The 15296-nt window shown below is 59.1% G+C and carries 18 protein-coding genes; 5 read left to right on the top strand and 13 right to left on the bottom strand.

Annotated features, from left to right (window positions below; genetic code table 11):
• Window positions 1–20 precede the first annotated feature (20 nt).
• Genes M5B42_RS16475 through M5B42_RS16465 form a run of 3 tightly spaced genes read right to left on the bottom strand, consistent with a single transcriptional unit; the run spans window position 21 to window position 2625 of the window.
• Window positions 21–770, bottom strand: a complete 750-nt coding sequence (locus M5B42_RS16475) for an ABC transporter permease (RefSeq protein ID WP_103498108.1) — start codon at window positions 768–770, stop codon at window positions 21–23.
• An 8-nt stretch (window positions 771–778) separates the two neighbouring features.
• Window positions 779–1780, bottom strand: coding sequence for an ABC transporter substrate-binding protein (locus M5B42_RS16470; protein WP_152738659.1), 1002 nt, complete (start codon window positions 1778–1780; stop codon window positions 779–781).
• A complete protein-coding gene (locus tag M5B42_RS16465; protein ID WP_152738656.1) occupies window positions 1777–2625 on the bottom strand; it encodes an ABC transporter ATP-binding protein in 849 nt (282 codons plus the stop codon). The genes M5B42_RS16470 and M5B42_RS16465 overlap by 4 nt, the downstream gene beginning before the upstream one ends.
• Before the next feature lie 141 nt (window positions 2626–2766).
• Here M5B42_RS16465 and M5B42_RS16460 point away from each other — a divergent pair, with 141 nt between their 5' ends.
• From M5B42_RS16460 to M5B42_RS16450, 3 genes are all read left to right on the top strand, one after another.
• Complete coding sequence (locus M5B42_RS16460; protein WP_248746432.1) at window positions 2767–3510, top strand: GntR family transcriptional regulator; 744 nt, start codon at window positions 2767–2769, stop codon at window positions 3508–3510.
• A 170-nt stretch (window positions 3511–3680) separates the two neighbouring features.
• Window positions 3681–3842 (top strand): hypothetical protein, encoded by a 162-nt coding sequence (locus tag M5B42_RS16455; RefSeq protein ID WP_248746431.1) that lies wholly within the window; start codon window positions 3681–3683, stop codon window positions 3840–3842.
• Between the two features lie 62 nt (window positions 3843–3904).
• Window positions 3905–4486, top strand: a complete 582-nt coding sequence (locus M5B42_RS16450; protein ID WP_248746553.1) for an XRE family transcriptional regulator — start codon at window positions 3905–3907, stop codon at window positions 4484–4486.
• 68 nt (window positions 4487–4554) lie between these two features.
• Here the strand turns inward: M5B42_RS16450 and M5B42_RS16445 are convergent, their stop codons facing one another.
• From M5B42_RS16445 to M5B42_RS16405, 9 genes are all read right to left on the bottom strand, one after another.
• A complete protein-coding gene (locus tag M5B42_RS16445) occupies window positions 4555–5061 on the bottom strand; it encodes a hypothetical protein (protein ID WP_248746430.1) in 507 nt (168 codons plus the stop codon).
• 358 nt (window positions 5062–5419) lie between these two features.
• On the bottom strand, window positions 5420–6091 hold the full coding sequence (locus tag M5B42_RS16440; protein WP_248746429.1) for a methionine ABC transporter permease: 672 nt from the start codon (window positions 6089–6091) through the stop codon (window positions 5420–5422).
• On the bottom strand, window positions 6088–6906 hold the full coding sequence (locus M5B42_RS16435) for an ATP-binding cassette domain-containing protein (protein WP_248746428.1): 819 nt from the start codon (window positions 6904–6906) through the stop codon (window positions 6088–6090). The genes M5B42_RS16440 and M5B42_RS16435 overlap by 4 nt, the downstream gene beginning before the upstream one ends.
• Entirely contained in the window at window positions 6903–7718 is an 816-nt protein-coding gene (locus M5B42_RS16430) for a MetQ/NlpA family ABC transporter substrate-binding protein (protein WP_248746427.1), read from the bottom strand. The genes M5B42_RS16435 and M5B42_RS16430 overlap by 4 nt, the downstream gene beginning before the upstream one ends.
• Window positions 7719–7747: 29 nt before the next feature.
• Entirely contained in the window at window positions 7748–8785 is a 1038-nt protein-coding gene (locus tag M5B42_RS16425) for an isopenicillin N synthase family oxygenase (RefSeq protein WP_177100468.1), read from the bottom strand.
• Window positions 8786–8957: 172 nt separating this feature from the next.
• The gene (locus tag M5B42_RS16420) at window positions 8958–10316 is read right to left on the bottom strand and encodes an ATP-binding protein (RefSeq protein WP_248746426.1); all 1359 of its coding nucleotides are present in this window, start codon (window positions 10314–10316) and stop codon (window positions 8958–8960) included.
• Complete coding sequence (locus M5B42_RS16415) at window positions 10292–10957, bottom strand: response regulator (RefSeq protein ID WP_177100484.1); 666 nt, start codon at window positions 10955–10957, stop codon at window positions 10292–10294. The genes M5B42_RS16420 and M5B42_RS16415 overlap by 25 nt, the downstream gene beginning before the upstream one ends.
• 131 nt (window positions 10958–11088) lie before the next feature.
• Entirely contained in the window at window positions 11089–11538 is a 450-nt protein-coding gene (locus tag M5B42_RS16410; protein ID WP_177100486.1) for a hypothetical protein, read from the bottom strand.
• Between the two features lie 28 nt (window positions 11539–11566).
• The gene (locus M5B42_RS16405) at window positions 11567–12334 is read right to left on the bottom strand and encodes a hypothetical protein (protein WP_177100488.1); all 768 of its coding nucleotides are present in this window, start codon (window positions 12332–12334) and stop codon (window positions 11567–11569) included.
• A gap of 387 nt (window positions 12335–12721) precedes the next feature.
• On the opposite strand from M5B42_RS16405, the gene M5B42_RS16400 reads away from it, so the two are divergent.
• Window positions 12722–13453 carry a LuxR family transcriptional regulator gene (locus M5B42_RS16400; protein ID WP_177100490.1) on the top strand — a complete coding sequence of 244 codons (732 nt, stop codon included), beginning with the start codon at window positions 12722–12724 and terminating at the stop codon, window positions 13451–13453.
• Between the two features lie 75 nt (window positions 13454–13528).
• Here the strand turns inward: M5B42_RS16400 and M5B42_RS16395 are convergent, their stop codons facing one another.
• Complete coding sequence (locus M5B42_RS16395; protein WP_103498121.1) at window positions 13529–14128, bottom strand: threonine transporter RhtB; 600 nt, start codon at window positions 14126–14128, stop codon at window positions 13529–13531.
• Window positions 14129–14503: 375 nt separating this feature from the next.
• On the opposite strand from M5B42_RS16395, the gene M5B42_RS16390 reads away from it, so the two are divergent.
• On the top strand, window positions 14504–15265 hold the full coding sequence (locus M5B42_RS16390) for an acyl-homoserine-lactone synthase (protein ID WP_248746425.1): 762 nt from the start codon (window positions 14504–14506) through the stop codon (window positions 15263–15265).
• Window positions 15266–15296 lie beyond the last annotated feature (31 nt).

The following is a 15296-nucleotide window of genomic DNA, read 5'->3' as shown; positions in this document are numbered from 1 at the left end:
TTGAAAGGGGCACCGGCGACTTATTGCTCGCGCCATTGCTGGTAATGACGCTCGATGCGCCGGAACACAAAACTCTCCATCAGCCAGGCGGTCAGCCCGATCAGGACAATGCCCAGCAGCACCTGGCTGCTGTTGCCGATCTGGCCACCGGTGGAGACCATCCAGCCGATGCCCCGGGAGGCGCCGATCATTTCCGCCGCCACCAGCGCCCGCCAACCCTGGCTGAAGCCGATGCGCAGGGCCGCCGTGACAAACGGCAGCGAGGCCGGCAGGTAGACATGGGCCAGCAACTGCCAGGGGCTGGCCCCCAGCGTGCGGGCCGCGCGGACTTCCCCGCCGCGAATGCCCTGCACGCCCTCCTGGATCGTCACCGCCATGGGGAACACCGCGGCGATAAAGATCACCAGCACGATGGACACATAACCCAGGCCGAAGATGATCATGATCAGCGGCGCCCAGGCGATCGGCGGGATGGCCATGAACAGGCTGTTGAGTGGTGCGATAAAGTCACGGAAGCGCGAAGACAACCCACCCGCCGCCCCCAGCAGTACGGCGACAATCACCGCCGCGCAGAACCCGCCGAGCTCTTCCAGGACACTGGCTTGCAGGTGCTGCCAGAGCGAGCCGTCGCCCAGCCAACGCAGGGCCTCGCGGGCGACGTCCCAGGGTTGCGGCAAAATGTAGGTGGGAAAACGACTGGCCAGGGCCACCCAGATCAACAGCAGGAACGGCAGCGAGGCCCATCCCCAATTCGGTTTTGGCAAGGACATGGGCAGACTCAGCGCGAAGCTTTTTCCAGGTAGGAGGTGTCGACGATCTGCTCGGTCTTGAGCGTGGTGTCGATAAAACCCAGGTCATGGGAGTAGTTCATCAGGCGCTGGATAAACTGGATGTCCGTGGCCTCCAGGTCCGCCGACCACCCCAGCCGGGTACGGGCCTGGGCAACGATGGTTTCCGGGGCGATGGTCTTGCCGTCCGGCCCTTGTACCGCTTCAAGCTTGAATGCCTCGGCGATGATCCGGTTCGACTCGTCAGGATGTTCGTTGAGAAAGGCAATGGCCTTGCGATGCGCGCGCAGTAGTTTGACCACATCGTCCGGGCGCTCCTGCAAGGTTTTCGGCAGCGCGATCACCACGTACCAGGGGTACTGGGGCAAAGCCTGGTTGACATCGAACAGGACCCGGCTCGAACCCCGCAGCAAGGATTGGCTGACAAAGGGTTCCCAGGAGAACGCCGCATCGACGATGCCACGCTCCAGGGCCGCGTTCATATTGCCGGGGGGCATGTCGATAATATCGAGATCATGGTCAGGGTTGAGCCCGGCTTTTTCCTTGAGCACATAGCCGCGCAGCAGCACGTCCATGCCGCTGCCCTTCTTCACCCCGGCAAGTTTTTTACCCTTGAGCTCGGCCAGGGCGTTGATCGGGCTTTTGCTGTCGACGATCACCGCCGCCTGGCCGTAATTGACCTTGGCCAGGATCCGGCTCTGCAAGCCTCGGGAAAACCACTGGTACACCGGTGGCGTACCGACATAGGCCACGTCCAGCTCACCGGCCGCCAGCGCCTGCTGGATCACCGGACCATCACCCAGCGCCCGGAGATCCACGTTCAGGCCTTCGTCACGGTAGTACCCCTCCTTGTCCGCGATCAATGCCGGGGCGTTGGCCATGGCGAAGACATAACCCACCCGCAGCGGCTTGGCTTCCCCGGCGACGGCCAATGAACTGCCGGCCATGGCGGCAACCGACAATGAAAGGGCAAGCAGCGTACGTTTGATCATTGGATCGACTCGAGTTCAAGGCAGGGAGAGGGAGAGGAAACACGGGCCTCGGACAGCGCCATGACCTGGGAAATACGCTCCATCAGTTCATTGCGGTAATCGAGGAAAGCCGGCAGGCGGCGGGTTTTCAGATTGGAGCGTGGCCGTGGCAGCTGGATCTTCAGTTCGCTGTGAATACCGCCCGGGGCAATATTGAGGACGATGACCCGGTCCGCCAGGAACACCGCTTCGTCGATATCGTGGGTAATGAACAATACGGTCTGGCCCAGTTCGGCCCAGATGCGCAGGGTTTCTTCATTCATGTGGTTACGGCTGATGGCATCCAGTGCGGCGAACGGCTCATCCATCAGCAAGACCTCCGGCTCCAGCGCCAGGGTACGAGCCAGCGAGACCCGTTGCTGCATCCCGCCGGAAAGCTGATGGGGCAAACGTTGCGCGGCCTGCTCCAAGCCGACCAGGCGCAGGTACTGCATGGCCTGTTCGCGCTGCTGCGACTCGCTGCTGTCAGCGGCCATGCGCAAGCCGAAACGGACATTTTCCAGGGCTGTCAGCCAGGGAAACAACTGCGGCGACTGAAACACATAACCCAACTCCGAACGCTCCGGACTCACCGTGGCCTGGTTCAAACGGATCTGCCCCGCCTGCGGTCGGACAAACCCCGACAACAGGTTCAGCAAGGTGGTCTTGCCACAGCCGGACGGCCCGAGAATTGCGACAAACTCACCGGGGGCGGCACTGAGACTGAAGGAGGAAAACACCCGATGACCATTGGGGTAGCTGAAGCTGATCTGCTCGACGCTCAATGCATCGGCTGGCTGCGGCGCACGAAGGAGGTTTTCTGGCATGGCAAGTGTCGTCAGGTCGTCTACAATGGGAATACCTGACATAATACGTATTAATACAAGCCATCCCAATAACCGATTTTTATAACCTTAGAAGTGAAGGCTCCGCCGGGCGCCAGGCTTCTCAGATCACGGAACCCCGCAGTGTCTACGCCCATTCTTCGTGACAGCACCACCTCGCTCTACGAACAGATCGCCCATCAGTTGCTGGAGGAAATTCAGCGCGGCGCCTACGAACCCAGCGGCAAGCTGCCCTCGGAGGCCGAGTTGGGCCAGCGCTTTGCGGTGAGCCGCGTGACCATCCGCCTGGCCGTGGGCAAGCTCAGCGACGACGGCGTGGTGGAACGCAAGCAAGGCAAAGGCACCTTCGTCGCGGCCAAGCAGGTCCGCCATGGTCTCGATGCCCTGCGCAGTTTTCATGAAGCACTGTTGTTGCTAGGCCTCAAGCCGAGCATGCGGGTTCTCGATCATCAGTTGCAGCCGGTGCCCGAGGCGCTGCACGCCCTGTTTGCAGAGACCGACCAGTGCCTGCTGCTGGAGCGCCTGCACTTTGTCGACGACGAACCCATCGCCCTGGGTCGCAGCCATCTGCCGGCCGAACTGGCGGACGTGCTCTGGAGCGCGGTCGAGAACCGTCCGATCTACTCGATCCTGGAATCGATCACCGGCGCCCCGGTCACCCGCGCCGACATGGCGATTCGCGCCCAGGAAGCCGACAAGCACCTGGCCAATACCCTGAATGTCAAACGTGGCGCGGCGCTGCTGGTGATGGAGCGCACCTCGTATTTTGCCGATGGCCGCTGCTGTGACCGGACCACCTTTTTTATCCGTCCGGAGCGCTATGCGTTTGTCCTCAGCGGTGTATTCAAGTCCAGCCCCAGCCCTTGAAACCAGACGACGTCCAGGCCAGATGCAAGGCCTGGCGAGCGACTTCGGCGGATCAAACTCGCTAATACCTAAAAAGAATTAACAAATAAACAATCAGTATTTATTGTTATTAAGCGTTGGACGTACTCTCAGCTCATCCCGTCCAGTCATCGCGACAATGGAGAGCCCTTATGAAGCCGACTGATAGCGTTATCGACCTCACCCAGTACCGCAAACGCAAGCAGGCGCAAAAGCTGGCCCGGGCGCTGTGGGAAGTGTATGCACACAATGCCGGCCAGCAGGCCTTCCAATGGGTGCAACTGGCCCGCGCCAGCGAGACCCGTCACGCGTGAATGCACCGGACCCGACACGGTTTCTGGCCAGCGCCGACGAACCGGTGCTGGACCTGAACAACCTGCAAACCCTTGAAGAAGATCCGATCGGCGAACGGGTCGCGCAGAATCTGCAGCGCCTGCGCGGCAAACATCACCTGTCCCTCGACGCCCTCGCCCGCCAATGCGGCGTGAGCCGCGCGATGCTGGCGCAGATCGAGTCCGGGCGCAGCGTGCCGTCGATCAAGGTGTTGTGCAAAATCGCCAAGGGCCTGAAGGTCTCGGTCGCGGCCTTTCTCGAACACCGCGCCTTTGAAGGCGTTGCCGTACTCTCCGCGAACAAGAGCAAACGCCTGGTCAGTGCCAATGGGGCATTTGTCAGCCGCGCCCTCTTCCCTTTCGACGTGGCCCGCCAATCGGAGTTCTACGAGTTGCGCCTGAGCCCGCTGGGTGAGGATATATCCGAGGGCCACGGCCCCGGCGTCCAGGAAAACCTGGTGGTGTCCCAGGGCGTGCTGGAGATCAGCGTCAACGACGAACGCTACCTGCTTTCCACCGGCGACTCGATCCTGTTCTACGCCGACCAGCCGCACCGTTATCGCAACCCCGCCGACAGCGAGGCCGTGGCCTACTTGGTGGTGACCCACCCAGAACGCCTGGACTGAATAACCGACAGCCGCGAAAAAGCCCGGCGAGGATCACTCCAGCCGGGCTTTTTTACTGATTCAATCGATCAGCAGGTGCAGCACATCATGGGCATGCCGTTGCAGCTCATCATCATCGGCATGCTGCAATCGTTCATCATCTTCATCATCAGGGTGCAGCAGTTCTTCATCATGTCCATGTTCATACCGGGCATCGGCATGATTTTGCACATCATGCAGTCGCCCATCAGGGTGCATTCCATCACGCACTTCATCGACGGCATCGGCATGCCCATCATCGGCATTGGCATCATCATGTTCATCATCGGCATGGCCATGGCCGCCTGGGACATGCACATCATGCTCATGTTGCCGCAGTGCATCATCATCGGCATGCCGCAGTTCATCATCATCTGCATCATTTCAGCACTGTTCTTGAACATCGCCATGTCCATGCCCGCAGCCGGCATCATTTTGCACAGCATGCCGTCGTCCATCATTTCGCAGGTCATGGTTGCCATCATCATTGGCATCCCCATGGCCGGCATCATCGGCATGGTGTTCATCGGCATTTGCATCTGCATGGCGTTCATCATGGTGAAACTCCCTGAATGATTCGATAGTTGGGTAACGCTGATGGGGCGGATTCTAAAGAAAACCCAATGGACGGCAAGACGCCGATCCAACAGCCGAAGCGGATGCCCGGACAGGCGTTAGGACGCCATTTGCAGGCTGGCGTCTGCTATGACATCCATTCAAGTACAAGAGCAGACAAATACAAATCCATAGCGTCGATTCAAATGCGATGGATATGTAAAAATTCTCTAATCAAATAACTCAAGGAAATAATCATTCTAAACAGTCACCAGTTTTACTCGCTTACCCAACCTTATTTCAAAGCCACAATCGACAATGTTTTTTGGTCTTTTATAGATATAAGCAGGTCCCCGCCGCTCACCGCCGATGCGCCAGGGAACGTACCAACCGGTCACCCAGGCTTTGCACGCCCTGCACCAGAATCACCAGCACGATCACCGTGGCGACCATCACCTGGTTGTTGAAGCGCTGATAACCATAACGAATCGCCAGATCCCCCAAACCGCCACCGCCGATGACCCCGGCCATGGATGAAAAGCCGATCAGCATCACCAGCATCAGGGTGATCCCCGCCAGCAAGGCCGGCAGGGCTTCGGGCAACAGTACTTTGAAAATCACATGGCGAATGTCACCGCCCATGGACAGGATCGCTTCGATCCGTCCCTTGTCGACGTCATCCATGGCGTTCTCGACGATACGGGCAAAAAACGGAAAGGCACCGATGGTAATCGGCACCACGGCGGCGGTGCTGCCCAGGGTGGTGCCGACAATCAGCCGGGTCAGTGGAATCAAGGCGATCAACATCACCACGAACGGCAGCGAGCGGCCGAGGTTGACCAGCGCGCTGAGGCTGCTGTTCAAGCGGGGCATGGGGTACAGGCCACGGCGGCGACTGACAAACAGCAGGACGCCGAGCGGCAAGCCGATCAGCAAGGTGAACAATCCCGCCAACAGCACCATATAAAGCGTTTCGCCCGTGGCATTGAGCAGCAGTTGGAAAATCTCGTTCCAGTCGACGGTTCGATTCATGACGGCTCAGCCCTGCCCCCGCGCTGCTTGAGAAAACCCACCACCTTGGCCAGTTTCAGCGCTGGGATGGCCCTCTTGAACGGCAGGTTGTAGCTCGACAGCAAGGAGCGATCGAGAGACGAATCCCGCTCGGCCGGTAATCTTTCCAGCGGCCCGGACTCCAGCAGCCGCCCCTGATCCAGCACAGCCGCGTGATCGCAGATCGACTTGATCACGTCCAGCTCATGGGTGATCAGCACAATGGTCAGCCCCAACCGGCGATTGATATCGCGCAACAGCTCAAGAATCGATGCCGTGGTTTCCGGGTCGAGGGCGCTGGTGGCTTCATCCGAGAGCAGATAGGCCGGCCGCGCAGCCAGGGCCCGGGCGATGCCTACCCGCTGTTTCTGCCCGCCGGACAGTTGCGAAGGAAATGCCTCGGCCTTGCCCCCCAGGCCGACCAGATCCAGCAGCTCGCGCACCCGCGCCTGGCGAGCGGCCTTGGGGAGACCGGCGATCTCCAGCGGCACGGCGATATTGTCGAAGACATTGCGCGAATGCAGCAGGTTGAATCCCTGGAAGATCATGCCGATGCGCTGGCGCTGTTGGCGCAATGCCTGGTCGGACAGCAGCGTCAGGTCCTGGCCGTCGATCACCACGCGTCCACTGCTGGGACGCTCGAGCAGATTGAGACAACGCAGCAAGGTCGACTTGCCGGCACCGCTACGCCCGACAATCCCGTAGATCGCACCGTCCGGAATGCTCAGGGACACCTGGTCGAGGACCGGCGCCTGTCCTTCGCCGTAGTTTTTGCTCAACTGCTCGACGCTGATCATGGCTGGCGGTCCGCGACCGTCACCGGAATCACAGAGCCCGAGTAAGTGTCGGTGATGAACTTCGCCACCCGGGCTGAGTTGAGGTCCTTGGCCAGCTGTCTGATCCGAGGGTCATCCTGCAGTTTCGGAGTGGTCACCAGGATATTCGCGTAGGGATTGTTCGCCGCCTTTTCCAGGCCCAGGGCATCCTTGGCCGGGGACAGTCCGGCCTCCAGCGCGTAGTTGCCGTTGATCACCGCCAGGTCGACATCATCCAGGGCGCGGGGCAACTGCGGCGACTCGATCTCGAGGATCTTCAACTGTTTCGGGTTCTCGGCAATGTCCTTGGGCGTTGCCTGGTCAATGGCCGGATCATTGAAGCCGGGCTTGAGCTTGATCAGGCCATTGTCTTGCAGCAGGTACAGCGCGCGGCTGAGGTTGGTGACATTGTTGGGCAGCGCGACGGTACCTTTTTGCGGTACCTGGTCAAAACTTTTGTGCCGGTGCGAATAGATCCCCAGCGGCTCGATATGCACGGTCGCCGCCACCACGAACTTCTGCCCGAGGGCCTGCTCCTGGGACTTGAGGTACGGCAGGTGCTGGAAGTAGTTGGCGTCGACATCGCCATGGGCCAGCAGCTCATTGGAGTTCACACCGCTGGGAATCTCGATGATCTTGAGGTTCAACTGCGGGTCGATTTTCTGCACATACGCGAGGATCTGTGCGTGGGGCACCGGGTCCGCCGCCACCCGCAGCGGCTCGGCCGCCAGGGCGCCGAACGAAGAGAACAGGCCCGCCCAGACCGCCAGGGTCAATCCAGTTTTTTTCAACATGCTGATAGTCCTTGATCAAATGATGGAGGTCAGGCGCTCAGCGCCTTGGGGAGCAGTGCATCGGCGTAGAAGCGTTGGGCAACATCGGGGTGGGAACGCAGGCGGCCCTTGAGGTAGTTCCAGCCGACATCGCGTAACAGTGGATTGGCTGGATCGCTGGCCGGCCCCCGCGCTTCGCGCAACAGCGCCGTCGGCAAGGGATACAGCGGCACCACCGCGTCCAGTTGCGCGCCGAGGAAAAAGGCAATCGACAGGCGCTCGCTGCCCAACGGCGGAGACTGCACCCGGTGTACCGTGGCCCGCAGATAACCGTTGGTGGCCAGTTCGAGCAATTCGCCGATATTCACCACCAGGGTATTGTCCCGGGGCAACGCATCAATCCAGCGGCCCTCCTCGACCTCCACTTGCAGACCCGCCTGCTGGTCCTGCAAGAGGAAACTGAGGAAGCCGGAATCCTTGTGGGCACCCACGCCCTGGCGGCTTTCGCCTGGTGCGCGGCCGGGGTAGCGGATCAGCTTGATATGTTCATTGGGCCTGTCGCCATACAGCGGGTCGAAAGCCTGTTCGTGCAATGACAGGGCCTGGGCGAAAGCCCGCAGCAGGCGCAGCGACATGGCGGTCATCGCCTGCTGCCATTCCAGCAGCAACGGCTTGAGTCGCGGCAACTCGACAGGCCACAGGTTCGGGCCTTGCAGGCGTGCCCAACGGGGGGTGTTTTCATCCAGCGCCAGGGCTTCACGCTCGGCACCGACATCGAACTGTTCGCGCAGGTCCGGCTGGCCCCGGGTGATCTCCGAAGCCGCGCGGTTGTACCCGCGAAAGTGTGGCGAATGGATCATGCCGACCGCGTTTTTCGCTGCCTCGGGCAAGGCGAAGAGCTCTCGGGCGTGGACCTGGACCTGCTGCAACAGCGCGCTGTCGATGCCATGTCCGGTCAGGTAAAAGAAGCCCACGTCCCGCGCGGCATGGCGCAGTGCATCGAGAAAGCCCTGACGCTGCTCGCAACTGCCCTCGAGCAAGGACAGGTCCAGCAAAGGCAGCGCGGTGATGTCCAGCGAGTTCGGCATGGTTCACTCCCCTGTGATTTGAAAAGGTATTCATCCCGCAATCAGTCGAACTGACACGCCGATAAACAGCTGCTCAAGGCAGGGGAAAGACAAGGAACCCAGCGATTGATCAGCACTGGGTTAAAGCTATACGATCTTAAAAACCATCAATAAATATCTTTTTTGCATTAGCTTAGGCTGTCGCCAGCGGCCACCACAACGAAACCCACAACCCTCGCTGCGCCACCTCATCGCAGTACGCCAGGCGGATACGCGCTCCGGTACGCTCGGCAATGGCCTTGACAATGGACAGCCCCAGCCCGGAGCCGACTGCCTGGCTGCCCAGGCTGCGATAGAAGGGATCGAACACCCGCTCGCGCTCTTCAACGCTGATACCGGGGCCGTTGTCCTTGACCTGCAATAGCACTCCACCCTGCTCCCGGCTGACCCACAGGTCGACCCGGCCACCGGCGGGCGTATAACGAATGGCGTTGTCCACCAGATTCCTGACCAGCGCCAGCAGGTCGATCTCGCTGAGCGCCAGGTGCACGTCCTCTGCCCCTTCGACACCGATATCGATCTGCTTGAGTTCGGCCAGCGGCAATAAGTCCTCCAGTACCCGACGATAGACCGAGTGCACCGAGACCGGCGCGCTGGACGGCATCGCATTCGCCTGGGCGGTGGCCAGCGCCAACAGTTGCTCGATCAGGCTCTTGCCCCGCTCGATGCCCCGCCGCAAGACAAACAGGCGCTGCCGGGCCAGACCCGACATCTCGCTGGCAGCCAGCCGCTCGGCTTGCAGGGACAGTGCAGTCAGCGGCGAACGCAATTCGTGGGCGGCGTCAGCAACAAAGCGGTGCTGGCTTTCCATCGACTGGGCGACCCGGCCGAGCAGGCGATTGATCGCCAGCACAAAGGGCCGGACTTCAGCCGGAACATGCTTTTCGTCAATCGCGTGGAGCTCCTGCTCGCCACGCCGATCGATCTCCGCCGCCAGCACCGTGATAGGCCGGAACAACTTGCGCAACAGGTCAGCCACCACCAACAGCAGCACGGGAAACAGGATCAGAAACGGCAACAGGCCGCGCCAGGCACTTTCACGGGCATCCCTGTCACGGATACCGGTTTCCTGGGCCACCGCGATGCGCTGACCGTTGCCCAAGGTCCTGACCAGCACCCGGAACGGTTCGCCAGCAACCGTCAGCGTCGACAGGCCATCGGCCAGGGCCGCCGGTAGCGGCAGCGGTCCACCGGTCTCGACATTGGCCGGGGCTCGCTTGTCATCGCCCAGATACTGCACGGTCACCCGGGATTCTTCATCGTCGCCGGCAACCACGCCCTCCGGCCGCGGATAGGTCAGCGTCATCTGCTGGCGTTCGAACAGCACGGCCACCTGATGCAGGGTGTTGTCCTGCATTTCGAGGGCCTCGTCGAAAGCCGAGACAAAGGCAAAGACCCCGGCCAGCAGGGCGACGATCAGAATCGCCAGCGACAGCGAGATCGACAGCCTGAGCTGGACCGACTCACTCAGGCGTTTTTTGAAACCATCCATCCCATGCCCCTGACGTTCTTGATCACGTGGCTGCCCAGCTTGCGTCGCAAGCCGTGGATCAGAAACTCCACCGCGTTGCTTTCCACCTCGTTGCCCCAACCATAGATCCGGTCTTCCAGATCGCTGCGCGAGAGAATCGCCCCCGGTCGGATCAGCAGGGCCTGCAACAAGGCAAACTCGCGACTGGAGAGCTGGACCTCGGGGATTGCCACGGTACTGGCTTGTTTCGAGATCAGGTCGAGGGAGACCACGCCGTTGCTCAGTTGCGACAGCGCGGTACCACCCTTGCGGCGCAGGACGGCGCGCATGCGCGCGAGCAATTCAGCCATGTCGAAAGGTTTGAGCAGATAGTCGTCGGCACCGCCATCCAGGCCCTCCAGGCGATCATCGAGGCTGTCGCGGGCGGTGATGATCAACAGCGGCACGCCGTTACCGCGAGCGCGAATACAACCCAGCACTTCGAGCCCGTCCTTGCCCGGCAAGCCGAGATCGAGCAGCACCAGGTCATAGTGCTGGGTGTCCAGCGCCGTGAGGGCGGTCGTGCCGTTGTTGACCCAGTCGGCGGCGTAACTGGCATCCATCAATGCGCCCTGGATCGCCTCACCGATCATGGGATCGTCTTCGACCAGTAATACCCGCATATCCCTCTCCGCTAAAAAAAGACTCGGCGCTCATCCTGCGTGATGATTGCCGAGCCTGCATTGAAGCACCTGTTCACCCGTGCACGAAGCGATTTATCCGGCCAACAAAATTCGAACCGGGTGACTCAAGATCATTTTTTACCTTGCATGGCGTTGAAGGTTTTCAGCAACTCATCCATCGTCGCCTTGCAGTCGGCCTGTTTCGGGCTGCCGGCACGCAGGGCATCCAGCGAGTTGTCGATGGCCTTGTCGAGCACGTGCCAATCGCTCGCGGCACGCGGCTTGAGGCCGGCTTCGGCGGAGTCCCAGGCCAGCTCCAGGTCCTTGATCCGCGTCTTGGCGCCCGCCAGATCGTTCTTCTCGACCAGGGCGGCGACATCGACGGCAATGTTCTGGAAGGCCGACAGGTCGCCGAGTTTCGAGGCCGGTGCCTGGCTTGCTGCCACAGGTGCGCTGGCCGTGCCCGGTGCCGCGGCAACCTTGGCCGCGTCAGTGGGTTTGGAGCAGCCGGCGGCCAGGCCGAGGACGGCAATCACGGAAAGAACAGCGGCTTTGCGCATAACGGTTTGAACGTTGAACATGACAATTCCTTGGGTGTATTTGAATGGGTTATCGAGTGACGAGCTTGCGGCTGCCGACGCTGAACTGCGCGACGACCACCAGGATCAGGATGACGCTGAGGAAGATCGCGCTGGTCCAGGCGGCGCCCATGCCCAGGCCGCCGTAGGTCTTGGCCTGGGTCAGCAGGTCGCCCAGGGACGCACCGAACGGACGGGTCAGGATGTAGGCGATCCAGAAAGTCAGCACGGCGTTGCCGCCCAGGCGCCAGGCGATCAGGGTCAAGGCGATCAACCCGGCGAAAATCAGCGAACCGAGGGTGAAGCCAAGCCCCAGGGCCTCGGTGGCCAGGTCGCCCGCCGCCGTACCGAGGGCAAAGGTGCAGAGCACTGTCGTCCAGTAGAACCACTCCCGGCGCGGCGTGACGATTTCATTGATCGAAAGGTTGCGTTCGCGGGCATACCAGATGCCGAAATTGATCGCCAGCAACACCGAGAAGATCGCCGTGCTGACATACAGGCTGATGCCCAGCTTGTCCGTGAGCAGGTCGGTGATCTGCGTCCCGACCACACTCACCAGCACCACGCTGAGCCAATAGATCCAAGGGGTGTAGGCACGGGTTCGCAACTGGCCGAACAAGGCGATGGCCAGCAGTACGGCCATGCCGATGCTGGTCAGGCCCTGCCCCAGGCCGGCGTCGACAGCGAGGAAATCGGCCGCGGTTTCGCCCACGGTGGTGGACATGATCTTGATCACCCAGAAGGACAGTGTCACTTCCGGAACCTTGTTCAGCCAGTCGGCTGTGGTCAGCGCTTTCATCTGCGGGCGTCTCCTTAACGGCGCCACAATCGGCGCAGGGAGGAGACTACCCAGGTAAACTTAGCTGAGACTGAGGGGGCGGCGCTATCGAGCGGTTCCGTCAGGCCTGAGGGAGGAATGAAGAGAGCGGCGCTCTGATCCCATTACATCCCCCTGCGATTATCCCGAAACTCTTAATACGCCCTTAATCATCGAGAAAACTTGACCACTTGGCCGAGCCGACGAAAGCACGAAGCGTCAAAAATAAGTGATTTAATCACCCTTGCGTCAAATTATGTTTTCTATTTGACACATATTGAAATGGTTTTCGGGCGATGCTATAAGTCAGACATCCCCCATTTGGATCCATATAACAGAGCACATCCAGCCAACCGGAGCCCGCTTGTCATGCCTAAACTCCGCACAATCAAACATACGTTTGACTTGGTTAGAGAAGTTGAGAACAACATCCCTGGGGCCAGCACAAAAACCTATGTAGATGTCTTGACCTGGGTATTCTATAAACTGGAAATAACACGATTCGCCTATGTCTACCTCGATTCGCACTTAGTTGATAACGGTGATATCTCGATCCATAGCAGCTACCCCGCCGAATGGGTTGAGACCTACCGCAAGCAGGCGCTCTACAAGTCCGACCCGGTGATGGCCAACGCGGCCATCACTTCGCGGCCGTTCTTCTGGACGACGGTAAACGATTGCACTCATGCGCCCAGCAAAGTCTTCGAACAATCCGCGCGCTATGGCATTGATCAAGGCTTCAGCATTCCCCTTCATGAACCTGGCAGCGCCTTTGGTTCCCTGCACCTGCCCTGTGTTGAGGGCGACCCTGACTTTGATCGTATCGTCCAGTCGAACATGTTCCTGATCAAGGCCATCGGGACCATTGCCCATCAATATCGACCGATTGAGGTGAGCCAGGAAGAGCTCCTCTCGCTGAGTCCCAGGGAAATTGAATTCCTCCACTGGCTGGCCCTCGGCAAGAATTACCAGGAAATCGGCCTGATCATGAATATCACTGAAAGGACGGTGAAATTCTACGCCAAGAAAATCACCGAAAAAATGGGCTGTACCAATGTCAAGCAGGCCATGGTCAAGGCCATTCGGCACAATATTTTTTAACTGTCCATGCTCGAGTCGCCCCCCCTTCATCGCCGCACAGGTCTCGCACTTGCGGGGCCGACTCACGTGTTCTCATCACGCCAATATTACTTTCGAGGCCAAGTTATACAACGCCATACTGGCAAACAAACCAATGACCAATGAAACAAATCTATTGACCCGATTACCAGATATTATCGATGGCAGATTGCGCCCAAAGACCGTTCCCAGTCCCACCCAAACAATCCCCACGGGAAGAATAACCAGGGAGAAGATCGCCATGAATGAAAGATAACTTTCCAGGTGCATGAAGGTTCCGGCGGGGGCAACGAACGAAGCAAAAAACAGCCCTTTCGGATTGGTCAGTGTCGCCAGGAACAGCGCCGAAACCGAGATGGCAGCGGGCTTGCCTGACGTATCCAGATGCACCGAAAACCACAGCTTCAGCGAAATGTAGAACAGGAAAACCACCGCGAGGATCTTCGTCGCCACCACCACCCAGCCGTAATTGGCGGTCAGCGCATCGATGGATATACCCCAGGCGGAAATCTGGATCAGGTAGGCCATCCATTCGGCAAGAATCAACTTCAGCGAATAACCGCCCAGACCGCGACTGACCCCAGACTGCAGCAGCAGCGAATTGGTCGGCCCTGGCACCAGCAATACCGTGAGCATTGCAATTGCAATGTAATACATGACCCCCCCGAAAATCCAAAATAGATTTATTTTCCAGTCGACTTATTTTCCAGAGTGGAAAATCCGTTTTCTCATTAACAGCAAAAACACCCTTGCCTTTGTTGCAGCTTGATGAATTCGCGTCCAGACTCTTCAAATAGAAGGCCAACTCGTGAGCATTGTCACAGCGACGGGGACCACATTCTTATAATCCCCCCACCCATCACAGTTATCGTACAACCTGCCAAACACCGATAAACAGCCGGGTCAGCGAAAGTCTCACGACGACAATTAAACAGTACTTTGCCCTCGCCAGCCACCTGCACTTAAGTACAGTTGCCGCGCTTATACAGGATCACTATAAATAAGCACCTCCTCCCTATCCGCGACGTACTTATGATCGGCTATTTCCCTCACTCGTACATTTTCTCCGAGCACTCGTACATTTTCTCCGACGTGCATATCGCTATCGCCAGCTACAGCGAACTGCCGACCCAGGCATTAGAGCAAATACTCAGTATCCGCAAAGCCGCTTTTATCGATCGCCGGAAATGGGATATTGAAAGCTACTCCGGCAGCGATTATGAATTCGATGAATACGACAATGATGATGCGATCTATATTTACTCCCACAAAGGGCCACTGGTGACCGGTTGTGTCAGACTTCGCCCCTCCTGTAAACCGACCCTGATGTGTGGCGCCTTGAGCTTCATGCTCAGTGACGATCTGTCCAGGCCCGACCCGTTTGACTGCTGGGAGGCCACCCGCTTTGCACTGTTGAGCACCGACACATCGAGCAACGACTTCAGCAAGACCAAAGTTGATTTTCGTACCGCCGCACTGTTCATGGCAATGTTACAGTTTGCCCGTAGCCAAGAGGTCAGCACTTATGAGGTTATTGTAGATGCCATGATGGAAAAAATTCTAAGGCGCTCTGGCTGGGCCCTCCATCGACACAATGTGGCACAAGGCAGCAAGGGCGAGAAAGTCATCTATGGCACCTTGGAGTGTGCGCCCAGAATCTATGACAATATGCTCAAGATAAATCATATGCAGTGCCTGACAGGCGATCAGCCGCCGTTGATTGCATTGCCTGCCGTCGATTACGGCGCGACTCATTTAAGCAACGCAACTCGTTATATGACCCAAATAAACTAATACGTACCAATAATCCTCATGGACCGTGGGC

The sequence above is a fragment of the Pseudomonas sp. MWU12-2037 genome, assembly GCF_023242345.1.
Taxonomy (GTDB): Bacteria; Pseudomonadota; Gammaproteobacteria; order Pseudomonadales; family Pseudomonadaceae; genus Aquipseudomonas; species Aquipseudomonas gingeri_D.
The sequence above is the reverse complement of the archived record's forward strand: the minus strand, read 5'-3'. Positions and strand labels throughout refer to the sequence as shown.

Coding starts and splice junctions, on each gene's coding strand:
- M5B42_RS16455 (WP_248746431.1), top strand. CDS start 3,681: ATGAAGCCGACTGATAGCGTTATCGACCTCACCCAGTACCGCAAACGC.
- M5B42_RS16395 (WP_103498121.1), bottom strand. CDS start 14,128: ATGTATTACATTGCAATTGCAATGCTCACGGTATTGCTGGTGCCAGGG.
- M5B42_RS16415 (WP_177100484.1), bottom strand. CDS start 10,957: ATGCGGGTATTACTGGTCGAAGACGATCCCATGATCGGTGAGGCGATC.
- M5B42_RS16445 (WP_248746430.1), bottom strand. CDS start 5,061: ATGATGAACGCCATGCAGATGCAAATGCCGATGAACACCATGCCGATG.
- M5B42_RS16440 (WP_248746429.1), bottom strand. CDS start 6,091: ATGAATCGAACCGTCGACTGGAACGAGATTTTCCAACTGCTGCTCAAT.
- M5B42_RS16390 (WP_248746425.1), top strand. CDS start 14,504: ATGATCGGCTATTTCCCTCACTCGTACATTTTCTCCGAGCACTCGTAC.
- M5B42_RS16405 (WP_177100488.1), bottom strand. CDS start 12,334: ATGAAAGCGCTGACCACAGCCGACTGGCTGAACAAGGTTCCGGAAGTG.
- M5B42_RS16425 (WP_177100468.1), bottom strand. CDS start 8,785: ATGCCGAACTCGCTGGACATCACCGCGCTGCCTTTGCTGGACCTGTCC.
- M5B42_RS16470 (WP_152738659.1), bottom strand. CDS start 1,780: ATGATCAAACGTACGCTGCTTGCCCTTTCATTGTCGGTTGCCGCCATG.
- M5B42_RS16400 (WP_177100490.1), top strand. CDS start 12,722: ATGCCTAAACTCCGCACAATCAAACATACGTTTGACTTGGTTAGAGAA.
- M5B42_RS16465 (WP_152738656.1), bottom strand. CDS start 2,625: ATGCCAGAAAACCTCCTTCGTGCGCCGCAGCCAGCCGATGCATTGAGC.
- M5B42_RS16420 (WP_248746426.1), bottom strand. CDS start 10,316: ATGGATGGTTTCAAAAAACGCCTGAGTGAGTCGGTCCAGCTCAGGCTG.
- M5B42_RS16430 (WP_248746427.1), bottom strand. CDS start 7,718: ATGTTGAAAAAAACTGGATTGACCCTGGCGGTCTGGGCGGGCCTGTTC.
- M5B42_RS16475 (WP_103498108.1), bottom strand. CDS start 770: ATGTCCTTGCCAAAACCGAATTGGGGATGGGCCTCGCTGCCGTTCCTG.
- M5B42_RS16410 (WP_177100486.1), bottom strand. CDS start 11,538: ATGTTCAACGTTCAAACCGTTATGCGCAAAGCCGCTGTTCTTTCCGTG.
- M5B42_RS16435 (WP_248746428.1), bottom strand. CDS start 6,906: ATGATCAGCGTCGAGCAGTTGAGCAAAAACTACGGCGAAGGACAGGCG.